Source organism: Pseudomonas sp. PLB05 (assembly GCF_021106615.1).
GTDB lineage: Bacteria > Pseudomonadota > Gammaproteobacteria > Pseudomonadales > Pseudomonadaceae > Chryseomonas > Chryseomonas benzopyrenica.
Genome location: NZ_JAJOHO010000002.1, coordinates 63,041 through 82,157, shown reverse-complemented (window position 1 = coordinate 82,157; position 19,117 = coordinate 63,041). Strand labels below are relative to the sequence as shown.

At 66.4% G+C, this 19,117-nt stretch carries 17 protein-coding genes; 8 read left to right on the top strand and 9 right to left on the bottom strand.

Annotated elements, in window-relative coordinates:
• Nucleotides 1–75: 75 nt before the first annotated feature.
• Nucleotides 76–1,008, bottom strand: coding sequence for a sugar ABC transporter substrate-binding protein (locus LRS53_RS07070; protein WP_064307130.1), 933 nt, complete (start codon nucleotides 1,006–1,008; stop codon nucleotides 76–78).
• Between the two features lie 56 nt (nucleotides 1,009–1,064).
• Nucleotides 1,065–2,060 carry an ABC transporter permease gene (locus tag LRS53_RS07065; protein WP_184289224.1) on the bottom strand — a complete coding sequence of 332 codons (996 nt, stop codon included), beginning with the start codon at nucleotides 2,058–2,060 and terminating at the stop codon, nucleotides 1,065–1,067.
• Nucleotides 2,061–2,396: 336 nt separating this feature from the next.
• Between LRS53_RS07065 and LRS53_RS07060 the strand changes: the two genes are divergently transcribed.
• Genes LRS53_RS07060 through LRS53_RS07050 form a run of 3 tightly spaced genes read left to right on the top strand, consistent with a single transcriptional unit; the run spans nucleotide 2,397 to nucleotide 5,692 of the window.
• On the top strand, nucleotides 2,397–3,233 hold the full coding sequence (locus LRS53_RS07060) for a transketolase (RefSeq protein WP_017641541.1): 837 nt from the start codon (nucleotides 2,397–2,399) through the stop codon (nucleotides 3,231–3,233).
• Nucleotides 3,223–4,179: a transketolase family protein gene (locus LRS53_RS07055; protein WP_231355466.1), complete on the top strand. Its 957-nt coding sequence runs from the start codon at nucleotides 3,223–3,225 to the stop codon at nucleotides 4,177–4,179. The genes LRS53_RS07060 and LRS53_RS07055 overlap by 11 nt, the downstream gene beginning before the upstream one ends.
• A gap of 40 nt (nucleotides 4,180–4,219) precedes the next feature.
• A complete protein-coding gene (locus LRS53_RS07050) occupies nucleotides 4,220–5,692 on the top strand; it encodes an FGGY family carbohydrate kinase (RefSeq protein ID WP_231355465.1) in 1,473 nt (490 codons plus the stop codon).
• Between the two features lie 422 nt (nucleotides 5,693–6,114).
• Here LRS53_RS07050 and LRS53_RS07045 read toward each other — a convergent pair whose 3' ends face one another.
• The gene (locus LRS53_RS07045) at nucleotides 6,115–7,905 is read right to left on the bottom strand and encodes an ATP-binding protein (protein WP_231355464.1); all 1,791 of its coding nucleotides are present in this window, start codon (nucleotides 7,903–7,905) and stop codon (nucleotides 6,115–6,117) included.
• Nucleotides 7,902–9,251 (bottom strand): sigma-54-dependent response regulator transcription factor AlgB, encoded by a 1,350-nt coding sequence (algB, locus tag LRS53_RS07040; RefSeq protein ID WP_093253688.1) that lies wholly within the window; start codon nucleotides 9,249–9,251, stop codon nucleotides 7,902–7,904. The genes LRS53_RS07045 and algB overlap by 4 nt, the downstream gene beginning before the upstream one ends.
• Nucleotides 9,252–9,694: 443 nt before the next feature.
• On the opposite strand from algB, the gene LRS53_RS07035 reads away from it, so the two are divergent.
• From LRS53_RS07035 to LRS53_RS07025, 3 genes are read left to right on the top strand one after another with little or no spacing between them, the layout of a single operon-like run.
• Nucleotides 9,695–9,949 carry a hypothetical protein gene (locus LRS53_RS07035; RefSeq protein ID WP_007160204.1) on the top strand — a complete coding sequence of 85 codons (255 nt, stop codon included), beginning with the start codon at nucleotides 9,695–9,697 and terminating at the stop codon, nucleotides 9,947–9,949.
• A gap of 10 nt (nucleotides 9,950–9,959) precedes the next feature.
• Nucleotides 9,960–10,184, top strand: coding sequence for a hypothetical protein (locus LRS53_RS07030; RefSeq protein ID WP_231355463.1), 225 nt, complete (start codon nucleotides 9,960–9,962; stop codon nucleotides 10,182–10,184).
• A 29-nt stretch (nucleotides 10,185–10,213) separates the two neighbouring features.
• Nucleotides 10,214–10,375, top strand: a complete 162-nt coding sequence (locus LRS53_RS07025; protein WP_007160206.1) for a DUF1328 domain-containing protein — start codon at nucleotides 10,214–10,216, stop codon at nucleotides 10,373–10,375.
• Nucleotides 10,376–10,692: 317 nt separating this feature from the next.
• Here LRS53_RS07025 and LRS53_RS07020 read toward each other — a convergent pair whose 3' ends face one another.
• The 4 genes from LRS53_RS07020 to LRS53_RS07005 form a co-directional block, all read right to left on the bottom strand.
• Nucleotides 10,693–11,592, bottom strand: a complete 900-nt coding sequence (locus LRS53_RS07020; protein WP_231355462.1) for an efflux RND transporter periplasmic adaptor subunit — start codon at nucleotides 11,590–11,592, stop codon at nucleotides 10,693–10,695.
• A gap of 173 nt (nucleotides 11,593–11,765) precedes the next feature.
• Nucleotides 11,766–11,966, bottom strand: coding sequence for a DUF1656 domain-containing protein (locus LRS53_RS07015; protein ID WP_007160208.1), 201 nt, complete (start codon nucleotides 11,964–11,966; stop codon nucleotides 11,766–11,768).
• A complete protein-coding gene (locus LRS53_RS07010) occupies nucleotides 11,956–14,112 on the bottom strand; it encodes an FUSC family protein (protein ID WP_231355461.1) in 2,157 nt (718 codons plus the stop codon). Before LRS53_RS07010 ends, LRS53_RS07015 begins: the two co-directional genes overlap by 11 nt.
• Nucleotides 14,109–15,611, bottom strand: coding sequence for an efflux transporter outer membrane subunit (locus tag LRS53_RS07005; RefSeq protein ID WP_231355460.1), 1,503 nt, complete (start codon nucleotides 15,609–15,611; stop codon nucleotides 14,109–14,111). Before LRS53_RS07005 ends, LRS53_RS07010 begins: the two co-directional genes overlap by 4 nt.
• 243 nt (nucleotides 15,612–15,854) lie before the next feature.
• On the opposite strand from LRS53_RS07005, the gene LRS53_RS07000 reads away from it, so the two are divergent.
• The gene (locus LRS53_RS07000; protein WP_017641550.1) at nucleotides 15,855–16,808 is read left to right on the top strand and encodes a LysR family transcriptional regulator; all 954 of its coding nucleotides are present in this window, start codon (nucleotides 15,855–15,857) and stop codon (nucleotides 16,806–16,808) included.
• Between the two features lie 387 nt (nucleotides 16,809–17,195).
• A complete protein-coding gene (locus tag LRS53_RS06995) occupies nucleotides 17,196–18,185 on the top strand; it encodes a DMT family transporter (RefSeq protein ID WP_231355459.1) in 990 nt (329 codons plus the stop codon).
• Here LRS53_RS06995 and ubiA read toward each other — a convergent pair.
• Nucleotides 18,170–19,117: a 4-hydroxybenzoate octaprenyltransferase gene (gene ubiA, locus LRS53_RS06990; protein WP_178121618.1), complete on the bottom strand. Its 948-nt coding sequence runs from the start codon at nucleotides 19,115–19,117 to the stop codon at nucleotides 18,170–18,172. The two genes, LRS53_RS06995 and ubiA, sit on opposite strands and share 16 nt — an antisense overlap.

Sequence of the window (19,117 nt, the reverse complement as noted above, 5' to 3'; positions counted from 1 at the left end):
CCTCCGAAGGGGGAGCTGAAGCGGCGCCTCCCGCGGGAGGCACCTGGGCAGGAGCCGATGCACAGCAGATCGTGGTTACGGATGGTTCTCGATGAAGGGAGCGACATTATCCTTGGTGGTCAGGATCGCCTCCTGCAATTGCTCCTTGGGCAGCTGCTTGCCTTCCTTGAGCGCCACCGCCGATTCCAGGGCCATGCGCCCCATCTTGCGGGTTTGCTGGGTCATGGTGGCGGACAGGGTGCCGGCGGCCACCGCTTTGAGACCGGCCACGTCGCCGTCGAAGCCGACGATGGTCACCGGATGATCGAGGTTGGCCACCTTGACCGCCTGGGCAGCGCCAAGGGCCATGGCATCGGCGCGACCAAAGAAGACGTTGATGTTGGGGTCACGCTGGAGCATGTCCTGGGCCACGGCGAAACCCTTGTCCTGGGCCCACTCGGCGGGCTGCTGGGCGACCACCTTCAGCTCGGGAAATTTGGCCAGGCCTTCGGCAAAGCCCTTGGCGCGATCATTTTCCGGCGTGGTGCCGATCTGGCCCTGGAGGATGGCTACGCGACCCTTGCCTTCGGTGACCTTGCCAACGTATTCGGCCAGGGTGCGGGCGGCGGCGACGCTGTCACTGGCGATGAAGGTGTCACCCGGGGCATCGGGGGCGTTGCGGTCCACCGCCACCACCGGGATGCCAGCGGCCTTGGCTGCCTTGACCGGGACGCCGGCGGCGGTGGCGCCGGCTGGGATATAGATCAGGGCGTCGACCTGGCGGGTGATCAGATCCTGGATCTGGTTGACCTGGGTCGCCGAATTGCCTTGGGCGTCCACGGTGATGACCTTGATGCCCTTGGCCTTGCCCTCGGCCTCGACGGCCTGCTTGATCTGGTTGAAGAAGTCGGCCTGCAGGTTGGCCACGGCCAGCCCCACGGTGAGTTCCTTGGCCTGGGCATTGAAGGCAGCGGTGCAGGTCATGGCGGCGAACAGGGTACTGAGCAACAGCTTCTTGGGGGTCAGCATGGATGGCACTCCGTTGTTATTGTTGTACTGCGGTGACGAGACGAAGCAGAGCAGACCTAGCGCTGCCCGTTACGGCGGCGCAGGGTGTCCAGGGTGACGGCCAGGGCGATGACGATGCCGATGATCACCTGCTGCACGAAGGGCGAGACCCCCAGCAGATTCAGGCCATTGCGCAGCACGCCGATGATCAGCACGCCCACCAGGGTGCCCCCGACGCTGCCGACGCCGCCGCTGAGGCTGGCACCGCCGATCACCACCGCGGCGATGGCATCCAGCTCCATGGACAGGCCGGCGCTGGGCTGGGACGAATCCAGCCGCGCCGCCATGGCCACCGCGGCCAGGCCCGCCAGGGCGCCGCTCAGGGCATAGATCCAGATGGTGAGGGTGCGCACCTTGATGCCCGACAACCGCGCCACCTCGGCGCTGCCGCCCATGGCATAGAGATTGCGGCCACCGGCGCGAAAGCGCAGGAACACCCAGGCCACCAGCAGCATCAGCAGGAAGAGGCCGACGGTGACCGACAGGAAGCCGAAGTGCCGTACCGTGGCCAGGCTGGTGAACCAGTCCGGAAAACCGACGATCTGGCGGCCGTCGGTAAGGATGTTGGCCAGACCCCGGGCCACCGACATCATGGTCAGGGTGGCGATGAAGGCGGGCAACCGTGCCTTGGCGATGAGCATTCCCGACACCAGGCCGCACACCAGACCGCCGAGGATGGCCGCGGGAATCGCCAGGCCCAGCGGCCAGCCGATGTCCTGATAGAGCCAGCCCAGCAGCATCATGGAAAAGGCCAGTACCGAGCCCACCGACAGGTCGATGCCACCGATGACGATGACCAGGGTCATGCCGATGGCCAGGATGCCGAGTACCGTCACCTGATCGAGGATGTTGAGGGCGTTGCGCACGGAGAAGAAATACTCCGAGGCGAAGGAGAACACGGCGATCAGCAGCGCCAGACCGATCAGCGGACCGCCGACGTTGCGGGGCAGGCGTAGCGCCAGGCGGGCGAGTGGCTTGGCGGGTGGCGAGGCGGTCGGGGCTTTGGCGTCCACGAGCTTCTCCTGGGGTTATTGTTCTTGTGTATGGCTCGCCTGAATATTTATGCGTGCCTGATTTTTAATTCAGACTCCGCCTGTTCCAAGTGGAAGTCAAGCGCCTTTTCATCGCCACCTTCTGAACGCGATGGCCTCGGCAATCCCGCATCCAGCCGCGCATCCTACCTGCTCGACAAGGTGATGACGTCGTTCCGTCGCTATTGACGCCCCCCCGGATTGAGGTCTAAATGATAAATATATTTTCAGTGACGAATAAATATTCATAAGACGCCCACTGAAACCTCGGCAGGCGTCTGCTCCATCGCAGCTTCGGATACCCGAGGGGGTCGCCTGATGAATCCGTTCCAGTACGACGTCGCGCAGATTCGCGAAAAGGCCCGGCTGATCCGCCGGCGCGTCATCCAGCTCAACGCCGGCTCGCCTGCCGGCGGCCATACCGGGGCGGATCTGTCGGAGACCGACATCCTCGCCACCCTCTATTTCCGCCTGCTCGACGTCGCCCCGGAACGCCTCGCCGATCCCCAGCGCGACATCTACATCCAGAGCAAGGGTCATGGCGTCGGCGGCCTCTACTGCTGCCTGGCCGAGGCCGGCTACTTCCCGCCTGAATGGCTCGACACCTACCAGCATTTCGACTCCCACCTACCGGGTCATCCGGTGCGGCAGAAGACCCCTGGCATCGAACTCAACACCGGCGCCCTCGGCCACGGCCTGCCGGTCGCCACGGGGATCGCCCTGGCCGCGCAACGCGATGGCAGTCCGCGCCGCGTCTATGTGCTGACCGGCGATGGCGAGCTGGGCGAGGGCTCCAACTGGGAGTCGGCGCTGACCGCCGCCAAGTATCGGCTGGACAACCTCACGGTGATCGTTGACCACAACCGTCTGCAACTGGCCGGCCCTACCGCCGAGATCCTGCCGCTGGAGCCGCTGGCCGAGAAGTGGCGCGCCTTCGGCTTCCATGTGGTCGAGTGCGATGGCAACGACGTGGCCCAACTGGTGGAGACCCTGGAAGCGCTGCGCGATCACCGTGGCCAGCCCCAGGTGCTGATCGCCAATACCGTCAAAGGCAAGGGGGTTTCCTTCATCGAGGGCAAACCCGAATGGCACCACCGGGTGCCCAAGGGCGACGAGATCGCCGCTGCACTGGAGGAGCTCGACCATGGCCACTGATACCCAGACCCCGGGCGAAGCCCATCTCGCCAGCGTCATGGTCGAGGCCTTCATCGCCGCAGTGGACGCTGGCGTCGACCTGGTGCCGGTGGTCAGTGATTCCACCTCCACGGCCAAGATCGGTCCCTTCGTCAAACGCTTCCCCGAGCGCCTGGTCAACGTCGGCATCGCCGAGCAGACCCTGGTCGGGGTGGCGGCTGGCCTGGGCCTGGCCGGCAAGGTGGCGGTGACTTGCAACGCCGCGCCCTTCCTGATCTCCCGCGCCAACGAGCAGGTCAAGGTGGACGTCTGCTACAACAGGTCCAACGTCAAGATGTTCGGCCTCAACGCCGGGGCCAGCTACGGTCCCCTGGCCAGTACCCACCACAGCCTCGACGACATCGCCGTGATGCGCGGCTTCGGCAACGTGGAAATCTATGCCCCGGCCGACGGCGCCGAGTGCCGGCAGATCGTTGAGCACGCCCTGGCCCACGACGGCCCGGTCTATGTCCGCCTGGATGGCAAGGCGCTGCCCGATCTGCACGGCCCCGACTATCGCTTCGTCCCCGGTCAGGTCGACGTGCTGCGCCAGGGTCACGACGTCAGCCTGGTGGCCCTGGGCTCGGTGGTCCACGAGGCGGTGGACGCTGCCCGGTTGCTGGCCGAGCAGGGCATCAGTGCCCAGGTGATCAACCTATCGTCGATCCGTCCGCTACAGCGTGAAGCCCTGCTGGAAGCCCTCTGCGCCGCCCGCGGCGGGGTGGTCACGGTGGAAGAACACAATGCCAACGGCGGGGTGGGCAGTCTGGTGGCCGAGGTCATGGCCGAGGCCGCCCTGGGGGTGCCGCTGATCCGCCTGGGCATCGCCGATGGCGAGTATGCTGCCGCCGGCGCGCGCGGGCCGACCCGCGCCAAGCACGGCATTGACGCTGCCGGTATCGTCGCTGCGGTGCAGCGCCTGCGCTAATACGCCGGCGCTTAGGACAAGAACAACAACAGGAGCTGCCATGGCCGCCGAACCGCTGATCCTCGCCCTCGACGAGGGCACCACCAATGCCAAGGCGATCCTGGTGGATCGCGCCGGGCGAGTCGTGGCCCGGGGTTCCCGGCCGCTCACCGTCCAGCATCCCCAGGCGGGCTATGCCGAGCAGGATCCCCTGGCCATCTGGCAGGCCCTGCAGGGCGCCATCGGCGATTGCCTGGCCCAGACCGACGCGCCCCTGGCGGCCATCGCCATCAGCAACCAGCGCGAATCCGCCCTGGCCTGGGAGCGCGGCAGCGGGCAGTTGCTCGGTCCGCTGGTGAGCTGGCAGTGCAAGAGATCCCAGCCGCAGTGCGAGGCCTTGCACGCCGCCGGGCAGGGCGAGCTGATCCTGCAGCGCAGCGGCCTGGCGCTGGACCCGATGTTTTCCGCCGGCAAATGGCGCTGGCTGCTCGAGCAGATCCCCGACGGCACGGCCCGCGCCGCCGCCGGCGACATCTGCCTGGGCACCGTGGACAGCTGGCTGCTCTGGCAACTCAGTGGTGGCACGAGCTTTCTCATCGACGCGGCCAACGCGGCCCGTACCCAGTTGCTCGACCTGCGCGGCGGCGACTGGGACCCACAGCTGCTGAGCCTCTTCGGCATTCCTCGGGCGGCGTTGCCGGAGATCCGACCCAGTGCCGGCTACTTTGGCGAGACCCGTGCCCAGGGTCCGTTACCGGCCGGTCTGCCGATCCTGGCCATGATCGGCGATTCCCATGCGGCGCTGTTCGGCCAGGGCGGTTTCGTGCCGGGCAAGGTCAAGGCCACCCTGGGCACGGGTTCTTCGCTGATGACACCCATCGCCGAGCCGGTGGTGTCCGCCCATGGCCTGGCTACCACCCTGGCCTGGCGCCTGGGGGATACCCCGACCTTTGCCCTGGAAGGCAACATCGTCCACACCGGCGCCGCCGTGGGCTGGACCGCGCGCCTGCTGGGCGGGGCCGGAGAGCTGGAGACCCTGGCCGCGGAAGCCGCGGCGCTGCCGGACAACGGTGGCGTCTATTTCGTCCCGGCGCTGGGAGGCCTGGGCGCGCCGCACTGGCGGGCCGAAGCCCGTGGGCTGTTCTGCGGTCTGGCCGAGAACTGCGGGCGGGCGCACCTGATGCGCGCGGCGCTGGAAGCCATCGCCTACCAGATCCGCGACGTCTTCGACGCCATGCAACAGGACAGTCCAACGCCCCTGGACGAACTCTGGGTGGATGGCGGCGCCACGCGCAACGAATGGCTGCTGCAATTCCAGGCCGATCTCCTGCAGCGTCCGGTGATCTGCAGCCTGTCGCCGGAGGTCTCGGCGCTGGGCGCCGCCCATCTGGCCGGCCATGCCCTCGGCTGGTGGCAGGACGCCGCGGCCCTGGCCGATCTCGAACGGCCACGTCGCCGCTATGAGCCGCGGGCTAATGCCGTACCCGAGCTCTACGCTGGTTGGCGACAGGCCCTGGCGCGAACGCTGCTGTAGAGACCGTAGGTTGGGTTGAGACGGCTCCATCGGCGAAGCCCAACAACAGGGATTCGATCTGGGCACCGTTGGGCTTCGCTGCGCTCAACCCAACCTACGGCGGCTCTCCCGAAAGGAGAGGGGACTAGACCGTAGGTTGGGTTGAGACGGCTCCATCGTCGAAGCCCAACAAAGCGGATTCGAGCTACGCACCGTTGGGCTTCGCTGCGCTCAACCCAACCTACGGCGGCTCTCCCGAAAGGAGAGGGGACTAGATCGTAGGTTGGGTTGAGACGGCTCCATCGTCGAAGCCCAACAAAGCGGATTCGAGCTACGCACCGTTGGGCTTCGCTGCGCTCAACCCAACCTACGGCGGCTCCCCCGAAAGGAGAGGCGGCTAGATCGTAGGTTGGGTTGAGACGACTCCATCGTCGAAGCCTGGCTCAGGTCGGCAGGGTCATGAAGATCTGGGTGCCCTGGCCGGGGCGGGAGACCACGCCGATGCGGCCACCGTGCTGGCGGATGATTTCCTTGCACAGGGCCAGGCCCAGGCCGGCGCCGCCCTTCTGGCTACCGATCTGCACGAAGGGCTCGAACACTCGGCCCTGCTGGGCATAGGCGATGCCTTCGCCATTGTCCTGCACCGCCATCAGCAGCTGATCGTTCTGGCGCAAGGCCTGGATGACGATACGGCCGCCGGCCGGGGTATGGCGCAGGGCATTGCTCAGCAGGTTGTCGAACACCCGGCCCAGTTGTTTGGGATCCAGGCTGACCCGAGGCAGCGGCGTGTGCAGCAATTCGACGGCCAGCTCGACATCACGCTCGCGGGCCTCGTCGGCATGACGACCACGGGCTGCCTCCAGCAATTCGCCGATTTCGCTCGGCAGCTTTTCCGGGCGCTGCAGGCCGCTCTGGTGGCGGGAATAGTCCAGCAGGTCGTTGATCAGCTGCACCAGGCGATGGGTTTCCTCGTCCACCGTCTGCAGCAGAAAGGCCTCGCGGGAATCCGGCGCCACCTTGAGGCGTTCGCGTAGCAGACCAAAGGCCATGTGCATGCCGGTGACCGGAGTGCGCAGTTCGTGGGAGGCGCGCAGGACGAATTCGTTACGCACCCGATCGAAGGCGCGCTGCTCGGTGACATCGCGCAGCACCATGAGCGCCCCGACGCTGCGGCCGTCGGCGTGGTTGACCGGGGTCAGACTCCAGGCCAGCAGTCGTACCTCGTCGTCGACGCGGATCTCCAGGTCCTCGGGCGCCGCATCCAGGGCGCCACCGGCCAGCACCCGTTGCACACTCGCTTCGATTTCCGGGCGTTCCAGGGCGGCGATCAGGGATTCGCCCAGGTGGTTCTCGTTCCAGCCCAACTGGCGGCAGGCCACCGGGTTGGCGTGCTCGATGTTGCCCTGGGGATCGAGGATCACCAGGCCGTAGTCGATGCTGTCGAGCACCGCCTGCAAGCGCCGTTGCCCCGCCACCAGAGCCTCGACATTGGTCTGGCTGAGACGGTGCAGGGCCTGGGCCATGTTGCCGAAGCGACGACTGAGCAGGGTGAATTCGGCGATCTGGGAGGTGGGCAGCTGGACGTCGAAATTGCCCTGGCTGATGCGCTCGGCGGCCTTGGCCAAGCCGTCGATGGGACCGGTGAAGCGCCGGGCGATGCCATTGGCGGTCACCACCCCGGTGACCAGGATGGCCACGCCGATCAGCGCCAGCAGCATGGCGATGATCACCGCCCGGTCATGGGCCTCGTCTTGCATGCGCTCCAAGGTCACCACGTAGCTGCGCTGCAGGTCGTAGATGCGCGTGCGCAGCGCATTTAGGGTTTGCTGGAAGCCGGGATCGGCACGCAACTCGCTATAGCCCGCCGGTGGTGAGCGCAGGTAGTCGGCGAAGCGCCGGTAGCGCTGCTTGACGTCTTCCAGGATGGCCAGCTGCTCGGGATTGCGCATCTGGCCTTCGACCAGTTCAAGGTATTCCTGGAAACGCTGCTGGGCCGCCACCAGTGACTGCGGATTGGGTGCTCCGTCGAGCATCTGGAACAGGCTGTTGCTCAATTCCTGACGCATGTTCAGCGTCAGGTTGATGAAGTCCAGGTTGCTGCGGGTCTGGACGCTCTGCTCGCGGGCCAGATGCAGGACACTGACCAGGCCCACCAGCAGCCCGATGAGGGCCACGGCGATCAGCGCGGAGATGCTGAGAAAGAGGCGGGTGTGCAGCTTGATCGGCAGTTTCATAGCCCGTACTGCTTACGTTTTCGATAGAGTGTGGAGGCGTCGATGCCCAGGGTCTTGGCGGCCTGGTCGAGGGTCTCGCTGGTGGCCATCACCGCGGCGATGTGGGCGCGTTCCAGGGCTTCCAGACTCAGCGCCTCGCCGACCCGCGGTGCGCTGGCGGCGCCGCTGGTGGCCGGGCTGTCACCCAGACCCAGGTGATTGACGTCCACCAGGTCCTGGCCACAGATGATGCTGGCCCGTTCGATGACGTTGCGCAGCTCGCGGACGTTGCCCGGCCAGCCATAGTTGCGCAGGGCCTCCAGGGCCGCCTCGCTGAAGCCATGGGCGGGACGGTTGTAGTCCTTGACGAAGCGGGCGAGGAAACGCTCGGCGAGATCGACGATGTCTTCCTTGCGTTCGCGCAGCGGCGGCAGGGTGAGCACGATGACATTGAGGCGATAGAGCAGGTCTTCGCGGAATTCGTTTTCCGCCACCATCTGTTCCAGGTTGCGGTTGGTGGCGGCGAGGATGCGCACGTCGGCACGGCGCGTTACCGGATCGCCGACGCGCTCGTATTCCTTGTCCTGGATGAAACGCAGCAGCTTGGGCTGCAGGGCCAGGGGGAAGTCACCGATCTCATCGAGAAAGAGGGTGCCGCCATCGGCCTGGCTGACCCGGCCGAGGGTGCTCTCGCTGGCCCCGGTGAAGGCGCCACGGGTATGGCCGAACATCTCGCTTTCCATCAGGTCCGCGGACAGCGACGGGCAGTTGATGGTGACGAAGGTCTTCTTGGCGCGCCGACTCCAGGCGTGGATGGCCCTGGCCAGTTCGCCCTTGCCGGAGCCGGATTCACCGAGGATCAGCACGTTGGCGTCGGTGGTGGCGACCTGCCGGGCGGTTTCCAGGATGCTCATCATTGCCGGGCTGCGCGAGTCCAGGCCGGCGCTGGACTTGCGCACCTCGCCTTCGAGGGCTTCCAGGCGCGCCGAGAGCTGGCGGAATTCCAGCTGCTTGGCCGCGGCCATGCGCAGCTGATCGGGGCTGCAGGGTTTCACCAGGTAGTCGGCGGCGCCGGCCTGCATGGCGTCCACCGCGGTATCGATGGCCGAGTGGGCGGTGACGATCACCACCCGCATCCAGGGCGCCTGGATACGCATCTGCTGCAGCACGTCCAGACCGTTGTCCGCACCCAGGCGCAGATCGAGAAAGCAGAGATCGTAGACCTGCCGCAAGAGCAGGGCTTCGGCCTGGGCCGCGCTGTTGGCCGTGGCCACGCTGTAGCCGGCGTCTTCCAGACAGAAACGAAAGGTCCGCAGGATGGCGGCTTCGTCGTCCACGAGGAGGATGCGACCGCTGGTTTGTTCCATGACGGGAAAACTCCGGGCCCAAGGGGCCGAAACGCACTAAAGGGCAGGGCTGGCAATTAGTCCATGATACATCGTGCAAGTTGCAATCCGCTGGGCTACTAGGCGATTCATCGAAGCCATCAGGGGTGTCGTGCAGAACGCAACCCGGGGGGCTGAACAGGGGAAAAAGCCGCCTTTTTGGCCGGGTGACAGGAAGCTCATGGCCACTTTCCTCGCTGCGCTTGGTAAACGAACAACCGGGCGCCCTCCAATACCCCTGTGGCCATCATGCAAAACGCAATGCTCCAGACGTTGCACCTTGCAAGGTGCATGTGTGGCTATACCCGGTGAAAACCATAAGTTGTTGTTTTTTAAAGTAAAAAATCTTTTCGAAAAGCTGGCACGCAGTCTGCAATCTCCTTGGCAAGCCGGCCTTAGGGCCAACGGACTGCAGGAGAGACCCGATGATCAGCCAGACCCTTCGCAAGCACTTGGTAGGTACTGCGCTCTTCGCTTGCTTCGCCAGCGCCGCCGTCGCTGCCCCCCAGGGCCAGGACGTCAGCCGCGAACAGGCACTCATCGCCTCTACCCGCATCGCTGCCCAGGCCATGGTGCCTGCAGCCAAGCCGCTGGCAAGTCAAGGTCGTGGGGAACTCAAAGCCATCCCGGCACAGTCCAACGGTGACCGTCTGGTGAAGCAGACCCGCTGGGTATTCTGAGGTCATGACCATGATGTGGATGCTGCTGGTGACTGGGTTGTTCGCTGCAGTGACGGTCATGAGCATCGGTATGTTGCTCAGTGCTTTGATGATGGGTCGTGCGCTCAATCAGACGCACAACCTCAATGGTCTGGATCTCGATCTGACCGCTGTGGAACCACGGATGGCGAGTCTGGATACCCAGGATTTCGCTAATAAAACCAATGCTCGCTGGACAGGTGCTGTCGTCCGCTGAGTGCACTTGTAATACATAGGAGAAACACCATGCTGAGCTGGGCTATCACTTTCCTGATCATCGCGATCATCGCAGGCGTCCTGGGTTTCGGTGGCATCGCCGGTACCGCCACCAGTATCGCCAAGATCCTGTTCGTGCTGTTCCTGGTGTTGTTCGTGGTGTCGTTCTTCATGGGTCGCCGTCGTCCCTGACGCCAGCCCCATGAGCAAGACAGGCTGCCGGTCGTGACGACCGGCGGCTGAGGCTCTGTCATCGGATTGCAGCTTTAAGCCGATTCAATGAGCAACCTCGAAGTCGTCTCCTCACCCGAGACGCAAGGGCCACATGGTCGGGACGCTCTGCAGTTAGGGAGGGTTCCAAGAGTACAGGGAGTACTTTCGCACTCGTAGCGGACTGGGCTGGTTACGACCACACCCCTGAATTCGACCGGTTTCGTCGTCAACGAAACCCGCCGACGTCAGGGGTGTTGTCGTTTCAGAGCAAGGAAAAACGACTGGGCGGAACGGACTCAGCCCTGCCAGAAGGCATCCCACCAGGTGCGCTCACCGCGAGCGTCTTCCAGTACGACGGTACAGGTGGTGCCGGCTGCGAGTAGCAGCCCCTCCGGTAGCGGATCCAGAGCGATGCGCACTGGTACCCGCTGGGCCAGGCGTACCCAGTTGAAGGTGGGGTTCACGTCGGCGGTGAGTTCACGGCTCTGGGGATTGTCGCGGTCGTAGATACCGCGGGCGATGCTTTCCACATGGCCCTGGAGTGTCTGGCCGCTCATCAGGCGCATCTCGGCGGAAGCACCCACCCGTACATGGGGCAGTTTGGTCTCTTCGAAGTAGCCATAGACCCAGAACGAGTGGGCATCGATGACGGCCAGCTTGGGCGCGCCGGCAGCGGCGTAGTCGCCCTTGAACACCGACAGGTTGGTCACATAGCCATCGACCGGCGCCAGAACCCGGGTGCGCTTGAGGTTGAGGCGTGCCGATTCCAGCTGGGCCTGGGCCTGGCGCAGATCGGCCTCGGCAGCCAGGGCGGCGGCGCTGGCGTCTTCGCGGTTCTCGCGGGAAACCACCAGGCTATCGATGTCGGCACGGCGCCGGGCATTCTGCTGGCGCATGGCGAAGGTGGCCTTGCGGGCGGCGACCGAGGCCTCGGCCTGGTGTACGGCGATCTCGTAGTGCTCCGGATCGATCTGCAGCAGCAGGTCGCCCTTGTTGACCCACTGGTTGTCGCGTACGGCGATCTCGGTTACCAGGCCCGCCACGTCGGGCGCGATGGTGATGACCTCGGCACGCACCCGGCCGTCGCGGGTCCAGGGGTCATTCATGTAGTGCACCCAGAGCAGCCGCCCGAGGATCAGCGCCAGGCAGACCACCAGCAGGGTAAAGAGCACGCCGAAGAGTTTCTTGAGGATCATGGCAGGAGTCCTAGTGTGGTGGTTCAGGAGTTCGCACAAGAATTGGCGAGTGATTTTTAGGTCTAGGCTAGGCGCCGCGACGAGTCATAGCAGGGCTATGGCGAGGAGTGGCAACGACGTCCAGGCCGAAAAAGCGCCGCCAAAATTGTGTAGATAACTTCTGGAACACCACACTAGCGATAAACGCACAGCGCCAGGGCGCAGTAGAGGCAGATGAACAGGGCCAGGCGCAGCAGCGCCGGATGCCAGACGACGTGATAGAGGCCGACCGCGGCCAGCACCCGGTCAAGCGCCCAGGCGAGCAGGGCGGCGACCAGGAACAGCACCGTCACGGTGGGCAGGTAGAGGCCATGGAAGGCGATTTCACGGGGCATGGGAGATCTCGTGATAGCGGGCCAGCGGACCCTGGGGATCGAGCAGGGCGCTGCGGATGAAATGCAGGTCGCTCTGCACCTGGCGCAGGGGCGACTCGTCATAGGGCAGTTCCGGCGGTTCGGCCACGGCTGCCACGGTGGCTAGGGCCGCATCCACCGCCGCCAGCGCCCGGCGCAGATTTTCCGCCCCAGGCTTGAGGAAGAGGCGCACCAGGGCGCGCCCGAGCACCCGAATGGCCTGGCGCCAGGCGCTGCTCTCGGCATAGCGCGGGGCCGCGGGCAGGTGGGCCTGCAACTGGCGCAGCTCGATCACCGCGTGACCGATCTCCAGAACCGCGAAGGCCCAGCCGATCAGGCGTCGCTGAGCCTCGCCCCGCCCGGCGCTGACGCCATAGGCCTGGTTGAGCAGATCGCGGGTCTGGCCCTCGAAGGCCGGCGCCAGGTGTGGCAGGGGGGCGCTGACCGCCCGCACTAGCTGCTGGCGCAGGTCACGCTCCAGGCGGCGCCACAGCCAGGGGCTGTTGGGCGGCAGCAGCACCGCCGAGACCGCCGCGGTGATCACCATCGACAAGACCACGGCGATGCCATTATTGATGAAGGCGTAGGCGTCGTAGATCGGCGGATTGTCGGGGATCGAGGTGAAGCAGAAGAACACCAGGCAGCCCAGGCCATAGCCCATCCAGCCCGGCCGCAGGGAAATCCAGGTGCCCAGCATGAACACCGGTGCCAGGGTCAGCAGCAGCAGCGGCAGGCCGGTGATCCAGGGAAAGACGAAGAAGGTCAGGAAGAAGCCCAGCACCACGCCGCCACTGGCGCCAACGGCCATCTGCAGGGCGGTGCGCTTGGGATCGGGCGAGGCCGAGGCCAGCGCCGAGACCGCCGCGGCGTTGAGCGCCAGCATGCCGCCACTGGGATAGGCGCTGGCGATCCAGAACGCGCCCAGCACCAGCACCAGAAAGGCGCTGCGGATGCCGGTGACCGCGGCGCCCAGGGCATTGGCCTTGGCCACGAAGCGCGGCTTCCACTGCTCGCGGCTGTGCCGCGGCGCCGCCAGGGAGGCGTGGGTCTGCAGATAGCCGTGCCATTCGCCGGTGAAGCGAAAGAGCAGCTCCACGGCGGTCTCGAAGTCGCGCCGGTCGGCTTCGCTCAGGGGCGGCAGCTCGGCACGCAGGGCGCGGATACGCGGGCGTAGACCCTGGTGCAGCTGTTCCAGACGCGCCGCCGCTGCCAGGGCAGCACGGTCGGTGAGCGCCTGACCGCGCCATTCCTCGAACAGCTCCAGCAGGGGAGCCCAGAGGCGTTCGAGGGCTGTCAGGGGCACCTGGGCGTCGCGCTCGCGCAGGCGCATCAACAGCCGGCTGAGGGCATGCAGGCGGGTGGTCAGACCCATGAATTCGGCATTCAAACGGGCCAGGCGCCCGCTGCGCATGCGCATGTGCGGGTCTTCGAAGGCCGAGGCGCTGCGCAGGCTTTCCAGTCCTACCGCCTCGGCGGCCAGGCGTACTCCGGCAGCCTCCAGGGAGGCACGGTCGAGACGACCGCGCAGGACGTCGGCGGCCAGTCCGGCGAAGCCGCCCATGCGCCGATAGAGGGTCGCGCGCATGGCCGTGGCGCTGGTCTGCGGAAAGACCGCCGCGCTCACCGCGCCGCTGCAGAGCACGCCCAGGGTGATGGCCAGCACCCGCATCACCGCCGACATGAAGGCGGTGTCGGCATTGAGCGCGGCAGGGATGCCGATCAGCGCGGCGGTGTAGCCGGCCAGCATGCAGGCATAGCTGCGAAAGTCCCGGTAGCGCGCCGAGCCGGCCACGCAGAGGCCGATCCACAGCGCCAGAAAGATCAGGAAGGGCACCCGTTCCTGGGCGAACAGGGCGATCAGCACCAGCATCACCGCCAGCCCCAGCAGGGTGCCCATCACCCGGTAGAAGCTCTTGGCCAGGACCTGGCCGCTCTGCGGCTGCATGACGATGAACACGGTGATCACCGCCGAACTCGGATGCGGCAGTTGCAGGCGCATGGCCAGCCAGAGTGTCAGGCTGGCGGCGAGCAGCACCTTGGCCTGGTACAGCCAGAGGCTGCCATCGCTGCGCGCCCAGGCGCCCAGGGCCTGGCGCAGTGGCGAGTGGGTGGCAACGTGGGTACTCACCGCGCGGCCCGCTCAACGGCCACGCGGGCCGGCACCAATTCCTGGTCGCCCGGGCCGCGTTCGAGGTCCGCGCCGCCGCCGAGAGCGACCAGGGCGCCGGCCTGGGCGGCCAGGCGCAGGGCGTGCACCTGGGCGGTGACGCGCTGCTGGGCGAACAGCCGAGTCTGGGCGTCGAGCACGTGCAAGTAGTCGGTCAGGCCGCGACGGAAAGCCTCGCGGGCGATGTCGTAGGTGCGCTGGGCTTCCTGGCTGGCCTGGTCGGCGAGGGTGGCCTGCCGGGCCGCCGAGTCGGCTTTGATCAGGGCATCGGAGATGTCCTTGAGGGCGTCCACCAGGGTCTGGTTGTAGGCGCTGACGGCCAGGTCGTAGGCTGCCGATTCCGCGCCGAGGCGTCCGCGCAGGGCGCCACCGTCATAGATCGGCAACGAAAAGGCGGGGCCTATGAAGGAGCCGGTCTTGGCGTGGGTCAGCATCTCGCTGAGACGGCCCAGGGTGAGGAACTGGCCGACGTTGGCCACCAAATCGATATTGGGATAGAAGCTGGCGCGGGCCACGTCCACGCCCTTGGCCGCCGCGGCGATCTGCCAGCGGCGCGCCACCACGTCGGGACGCTTGCCGACCAGTTCCAGTGGCAGGGCACTGGGCAGGCGCGGTGCGGCGCCCAGGGTCAGTCGCGGTCGCTGCAGGCGGGCGCCGGCACCCGGGCCCTTGCCCGCCAGGGCGGCGAGCTGGTTGCGATCCAGCGCCAGGGTCTCGTCCAGGGCTTTCAGCTGACGCTCGGTCTCGGGCAGCAGGGCACGCGCCTGGCTGACCTCGAACTGGGTGCCGAGGCCACCGTCCAGCTGGCGCTGGGCCAGGTCGGCCAGGTGCCGCTGCTGTTCCAGGGTGGCGGCGAGGATGTCGCGCTGGTCATGGTGCAGGGCGAAGCCGATATAGCTGCGGACGATGTTGCCGGTCAGCTCCAGCTCGGCGGCGCGTACCTCGGCGGCGGCCTGGTGGGCCTGGTCCAGGGCCTGGGCGCTGGCATCACGCTCGCGACCCCAGAAGTCCAGGGCGTAGCTCAGACCCAGCTCGGCGTTGTTGTTCCAGGTGGTGCGGTCGGCCAGCTCGCCGGGGCCATAGAAGCCGTCGGTGGGCCAGCTGTAACGCTTGAAGGCGCCCTTGGCCTCCACCTGCAGGGCCTCGCGGGATTCGGTCAGGCCGGCCAGGGATTCGGCGCGGCGCACCCGGGCGGCGGCCGTAGCCAGGCGCGGGTTGTCGGCCAGGGCGCCGCTGATCCAGGCGTCCAGCTGGGGATCGCCATAGGCGCGCCACCACTGGCGCTTGGGCCAGGCGGCCTGCCCGGCGGCAGCGCGGATGGCAGCGTCGGTGGCCAGCGCCTGATCGTCGAGGCGCTGCGCCTGGGGCGCGTTGTGACCGGTACCGATGCAGCCGGCCAGCAGGGTCGCCAGGGCGACCACCGTGAGCGCAGGCCAGGCTCTGCTAGAGAAAGGCGACACTTGGGGGTCCGTTTGCAACAGGGCCATACTCCGGATTCGCGTCAGAGAAGCGCGGCGGGTCGGCGGGATGAGCTGGAACTGAAGAGGACGCCAGCGGACGAGGAGGCCGCTGGGGTTACCATTAGGCTGCTAACGATTCTATAAAATTCCAGGAGGGTCGATTAGCGCGCCAACGGGCGAATCTTTGTTTCACATACTGAAATAATGTGGAAAATGGCGCTTTCGTCAGACTGTCGAGGCGGCATGGACACCCTGCACAACATGCGCGTTTTCGTCGCCGTGGTGGAAAGCGGCAGCTTTACCGGCGCGGCCCAGACGTTGCAGACCACCACCGCCCATGTCTCCCGGGCGGTGGCCCATCTGGAAACCCATCTGCGTACCCGCCTGTTGCACCGCACCACGAGACGCATCGCCCTGACCGAGGCCGGCCAGCGCTACCTGGCGCGTTGCGAGCAGATCCTCGCCTATGTCGAGGAAGCCGAAGCCGAGGCCGGGCATGCCCAGGCCCGGCCCGAGGGACGGCTGCGGGTGCACAGCATGACCGGCATCGGCCAGCACTATGTGATCCGCGCCATCGCCGGCTATCGCGCTCTGCACCCCGAGGTGCGCTTCGACCTGACCATGGCCAACCGTATCCCCGATCTGCTCGAGGAGGGCTTCGACCTGGCCATCGTGGTGGCGGCCGAGTTGCCCGATTCCGGCTTCGTCTCCCAGCAGATCGGCCACACCTACAGCATCCTCTGTGCTTCGCCCGCCTATCTGCAGGAACACGGCCAGCCGCAGACGCCGGCAGAGCTGGCCAACCACGCCTGCCTGAGATTCATCAGCCCGGTGGTGTCCTTCGACCGCTGGCACTTCGAGGGTCCCAACGGCCCGGAAACCTATCGCATCGGCGAGACTCCCTTCCAGGTCAATGTCGGCGACGCCATGACCGAAGCCCTGCGCCAGGGCCTGGGCATTGGTGTGCTGCCGCTCTATTCGGCAGTGGACGGCCTGCGCGATGGCAGCCTGGTGCGGGTGCTGCCGGCCTATCGCCTGCAGCGGCTCAACGCCTATGCCCTCTATGCCTCGCGGCAGTACCTGGATGCCAAGATCCGCACCTGGGTGGCCTATCTGCGCGAACAGATCCCCGGTGCGCTGGAGGCGGACGAGGCCTTCGTGCGCGCTGTCAGCGAAGTCGTCGGACAATCGCATTGAGCTCGACGGGGCGCTTGGACTAAGCTCGGGAGAGACCCGGCTGCGTGCCGGGTCATAGTTAGTAAGCTATTGAAATATCGCCCGGTATCGCGGTCCTGAGGGCGACAGGACGGCTGCTCGACGGCACGCTCCACTCGCGTCGAGGTCCATGTCCCGAAGTCGGTGGCCATGCCGACGGACCGCCGTGCAGGACGGCCGGATCACGCAGGCGGTCAGGGACCGCCGTCAGAGTGTGTTCAACGTCTCGCGAGCTAGAGACAAACAAGGCGAAAGTGCCTGAGGAAGCGGAGTTTACAAAGGGTAAATGAGCATTCCGAAGGCATTTTCAACGACGTTTGGCCGACGCGCAGCAGGCTTTGAACAGACTCAAAGCGCCACGGGAGTCCAATGAGCGCCCAAGCAGGACCCACTCTGAGATTCGCCGACCAGCCGCTCAAAGGCATCGCCTTGATCTGCCTCGCGGTCTGGCTGTTCGCCTCCCACGATGCCCTCTCCAAATACCTGTCCGGCTTCTATCCGGTGGTCATGGTGGTCTGGGCCCGCTACCTCTCCCACACCCTGCTGATGATGGGCATCTTCATCCCGCGCTCGGGGCTGGCGGTGATCCGCACCAAGCGGCCTGGGCTGCAGGTGCTCAGGGCGCTGTGCCTGATCGGCTGCAGCCTGTTCTTCACCACCGGGCTGCGCTACCTGCCGATGGCCGAGGCCACGGCGGTTAACTTTCTCGCCCCGTTGATGGTGACGGCGCTGTCGGTGCCGCTGCTCAAGGAGACCGTGACCCGTAGCCAGTGGGCGGCGGTGCTGGCCGGCTTCATCGGGGTGCTGATCATCGTCAGGCCGGGCGGCCAGCTGTTCACTCCGGCGGTGCTCTTGCCGGTCTGCTCGGCGGTGTGCTTTGGCCTCTACCAGCTGCTGACGCGCCTGCTCAGCGGCATCGACAGCCCCACCACCAGCAACTTCCTCACCGGCATCATCAACACCCTGGTGCTGAGCAGCGTGGTGCCCTTCTTCTGGGAGATACCCACCCTGGGCCACGGCTTCATGCTGGCCCTGCTCGGCTTCTTCGGCATGTCCGGTCATCTGCTGCTGACCCAGGCCTTCCGCTATGCGCCGCCAGCGCTGCTGGCGCCCTTCAGCTATGGCCAGATCGTCACCGCCGGCATCATCGGCTATTTCGTCTTCGGCCATGTACCGGACAGCGGCGCGCTGATCGGCATTCTCATCATCTGCGCCAGCGGCCTGGCAGTGGCCTGGCAGCAGAGCCGCAAGGCGTCCAAGGCCAAGCAGGCCCGGGCGGTGCCGGCGGCGCAGCCCGAGGCGCTGCCGGAGGTGGCGGCCGATGCCGCCGCGGGCACCCCGGCTCAGCGCAGCCCGTAGTCGGCGATGATCCCGACGAGGATCGCCAGACCCGCCCAGTGGTTGTGCAGGAAGGCCTTGAAGCACACCAGGGGATCACGATTGCGGGTGACGTGGAATTCCCAGGCGAAGCAGCCCGCCGCCACCACCAGGCCCAGGTAGAAGGGCAGGCCCAGACCGAAGCGACCGCCGGCCAGCGCCAGGCAGAGCAGGGTGAGGCCCTGGAGGGTGGCGATGATCACCCGGTCGGCATCGCCGAACAGGATGGCGGTGGACTTCACCCCGATCTTGAGATCGTCCTCGCGGTCGGCCATGGCGTAGTAGGTGTCGTAGCCCACCGTCCAGATCACGTTGGCGACGAACAGCAGCCATGCCGCCGCCGGCAGCTCGCCGGTCTCGGCGGTGAAGGCCATGGGCATGCCCCAGGAAAAGGCCGCACCCAGCACCGCCTGCGGGTAGTAGGTGTATCTCTTCATGAAGGGGTAGAGCGCCGCCACCCCGAGCGCGCCAAAGGACAGCCAGACGGTGGTGGCGTTGGTGCAGAGCACCAGGCCGAAGCTGAGCAGCACCAGCACGGCGAAGAACAGCAGGGCCTCCTTGGGCGAGATGCGTCCGGTGGCCAGGGGACGATTCTTGGTGCGGGCGACATGGCCATCGAAGTTGCGGTCGGCGAAGTCGTTGATCACGCAGCCGGCCGATCTCATCAGCACCACGCCGAGCACGAAGATCAGCAGATTCTTCAGGCTCGGCACCCCCTCGGCGGCGATCCACAGCGCCCAGAGCGTGGGCCAGAGCAGCAGATAGATGCCGATGGGCCGGTCCAGTCGGGTCAGCTGGACGAAGTCCCAGATGCGCTCGCGACGGGGGCGCGTGGCGATGACCCGGGCACTGGGCTCGGGGCCGCGGGGGGCGGCAGGGCGGCGATCACGGGGGCGGGAGGCGTGCTTTTTCAT

Excerpts from the sequence above, each read along its gene's own strand:
- LRS53_RS07070 (WP_064307130.1), bottom strand. The coding sequence starts at position 1,008 with ATGCTGACCCCCAAGAAGCTGTTGCTCAGTACCCTGTTCGCCGCCATG.
- LRS53_RS07060 (WP_017641541.1), top strand. The coding sequence starts at position 2,397 with ATGAATCCGTTCCAGTACGACGTCGCGCAGATTCGCGAAAAGGCCCGG.
- LRS53_RS07055 (WP_231355466.1), top strand. The coding sequence starts at position 3,223 with ATGGCCACTGATACCCAGACCCCGGGCGAAGCCCATCTCGCCAGCGTC.
- LRS53_RS07050 (WP_231355465.1), top strand. The coding sequence starts at position 4,220 with ATGGCCGCCGAACCGCTGATCCTCGCCCTCGACGAGGGCACCACCAAT.
- LRS53_RS07045 (WP_231355464.1), bottom strand. The coding sequence starts at position 7,905 with ATGAAACTGCCGATCAAGCTGCACACCCGCCTCTTTCTCAGCATCTCC.
- algB (WP_093253688.1), bottom strand. The coding sequence starts at position 9,251 with ATGGAACAAACCAGCGGTCGCATCCTCCTCGTGGACGACGAAGCCGCC.
- LRS53_RS07035 (WP_007160204.1), top strand. The coding sequence starts at position 9,695 with ATGATCAGCCAGACCCTTCGCAAGCACTTGGTAGGTACTGCGCTCTTC.
- LRS53_RS07030 (WP_231355463.1), top strand. The coding sequence starts at position 9,960 with ATGATGTGGATGCTGCTGGTGACTGGGTTGTTCGCTGCAGTGACGGTC.
- LRS53_RS07025 (WP_007160206.1), top strand. The coding sequence starts at position 10,214 with ATGCTGAGCTGGGCTATCACTTTCCTGATCATCGCGATCATCGCAGGC.
- LRS53_RS07020 (WP_231355462.1), bottom strand. The coding sequence starts at position 11,592 with ATGATCCTCAAGAAACTCTTCGGCGTGCTCTTTACCCTGCTGGTGGTC.
- LRS53_RS07015 (WP_007160208.1), bottom strand. The coding sequence starts at position 11,966 with ATGCCCCGTGAAATCGCCTTCCATGGCCTCTACCTGCCCACCGTGACG.
- LRS53_RS07000 (WP_017641550.1), top strand. The coding sequence starts at position 15,855 with ATGGACACCCTGCACAACATGCGCGTTTTCGTCGCCGTGGTGGAAAGC.
- LRS53_RS06995 (WP_231355459.1), top strand. The coding sequence starts at position 17,196 with ATGAGCGCCCAAGCAGGACCCACTCTGAGATTCGCCGACCAGCCGCTC.
- ubiA (WP_178121618.1), bottom strand. The coding sequence starts at position 19,117 with ATGAAAAAGCACGCCTCCCGCCCCCGTGATCGCCGCCCTGCCGCCCCC.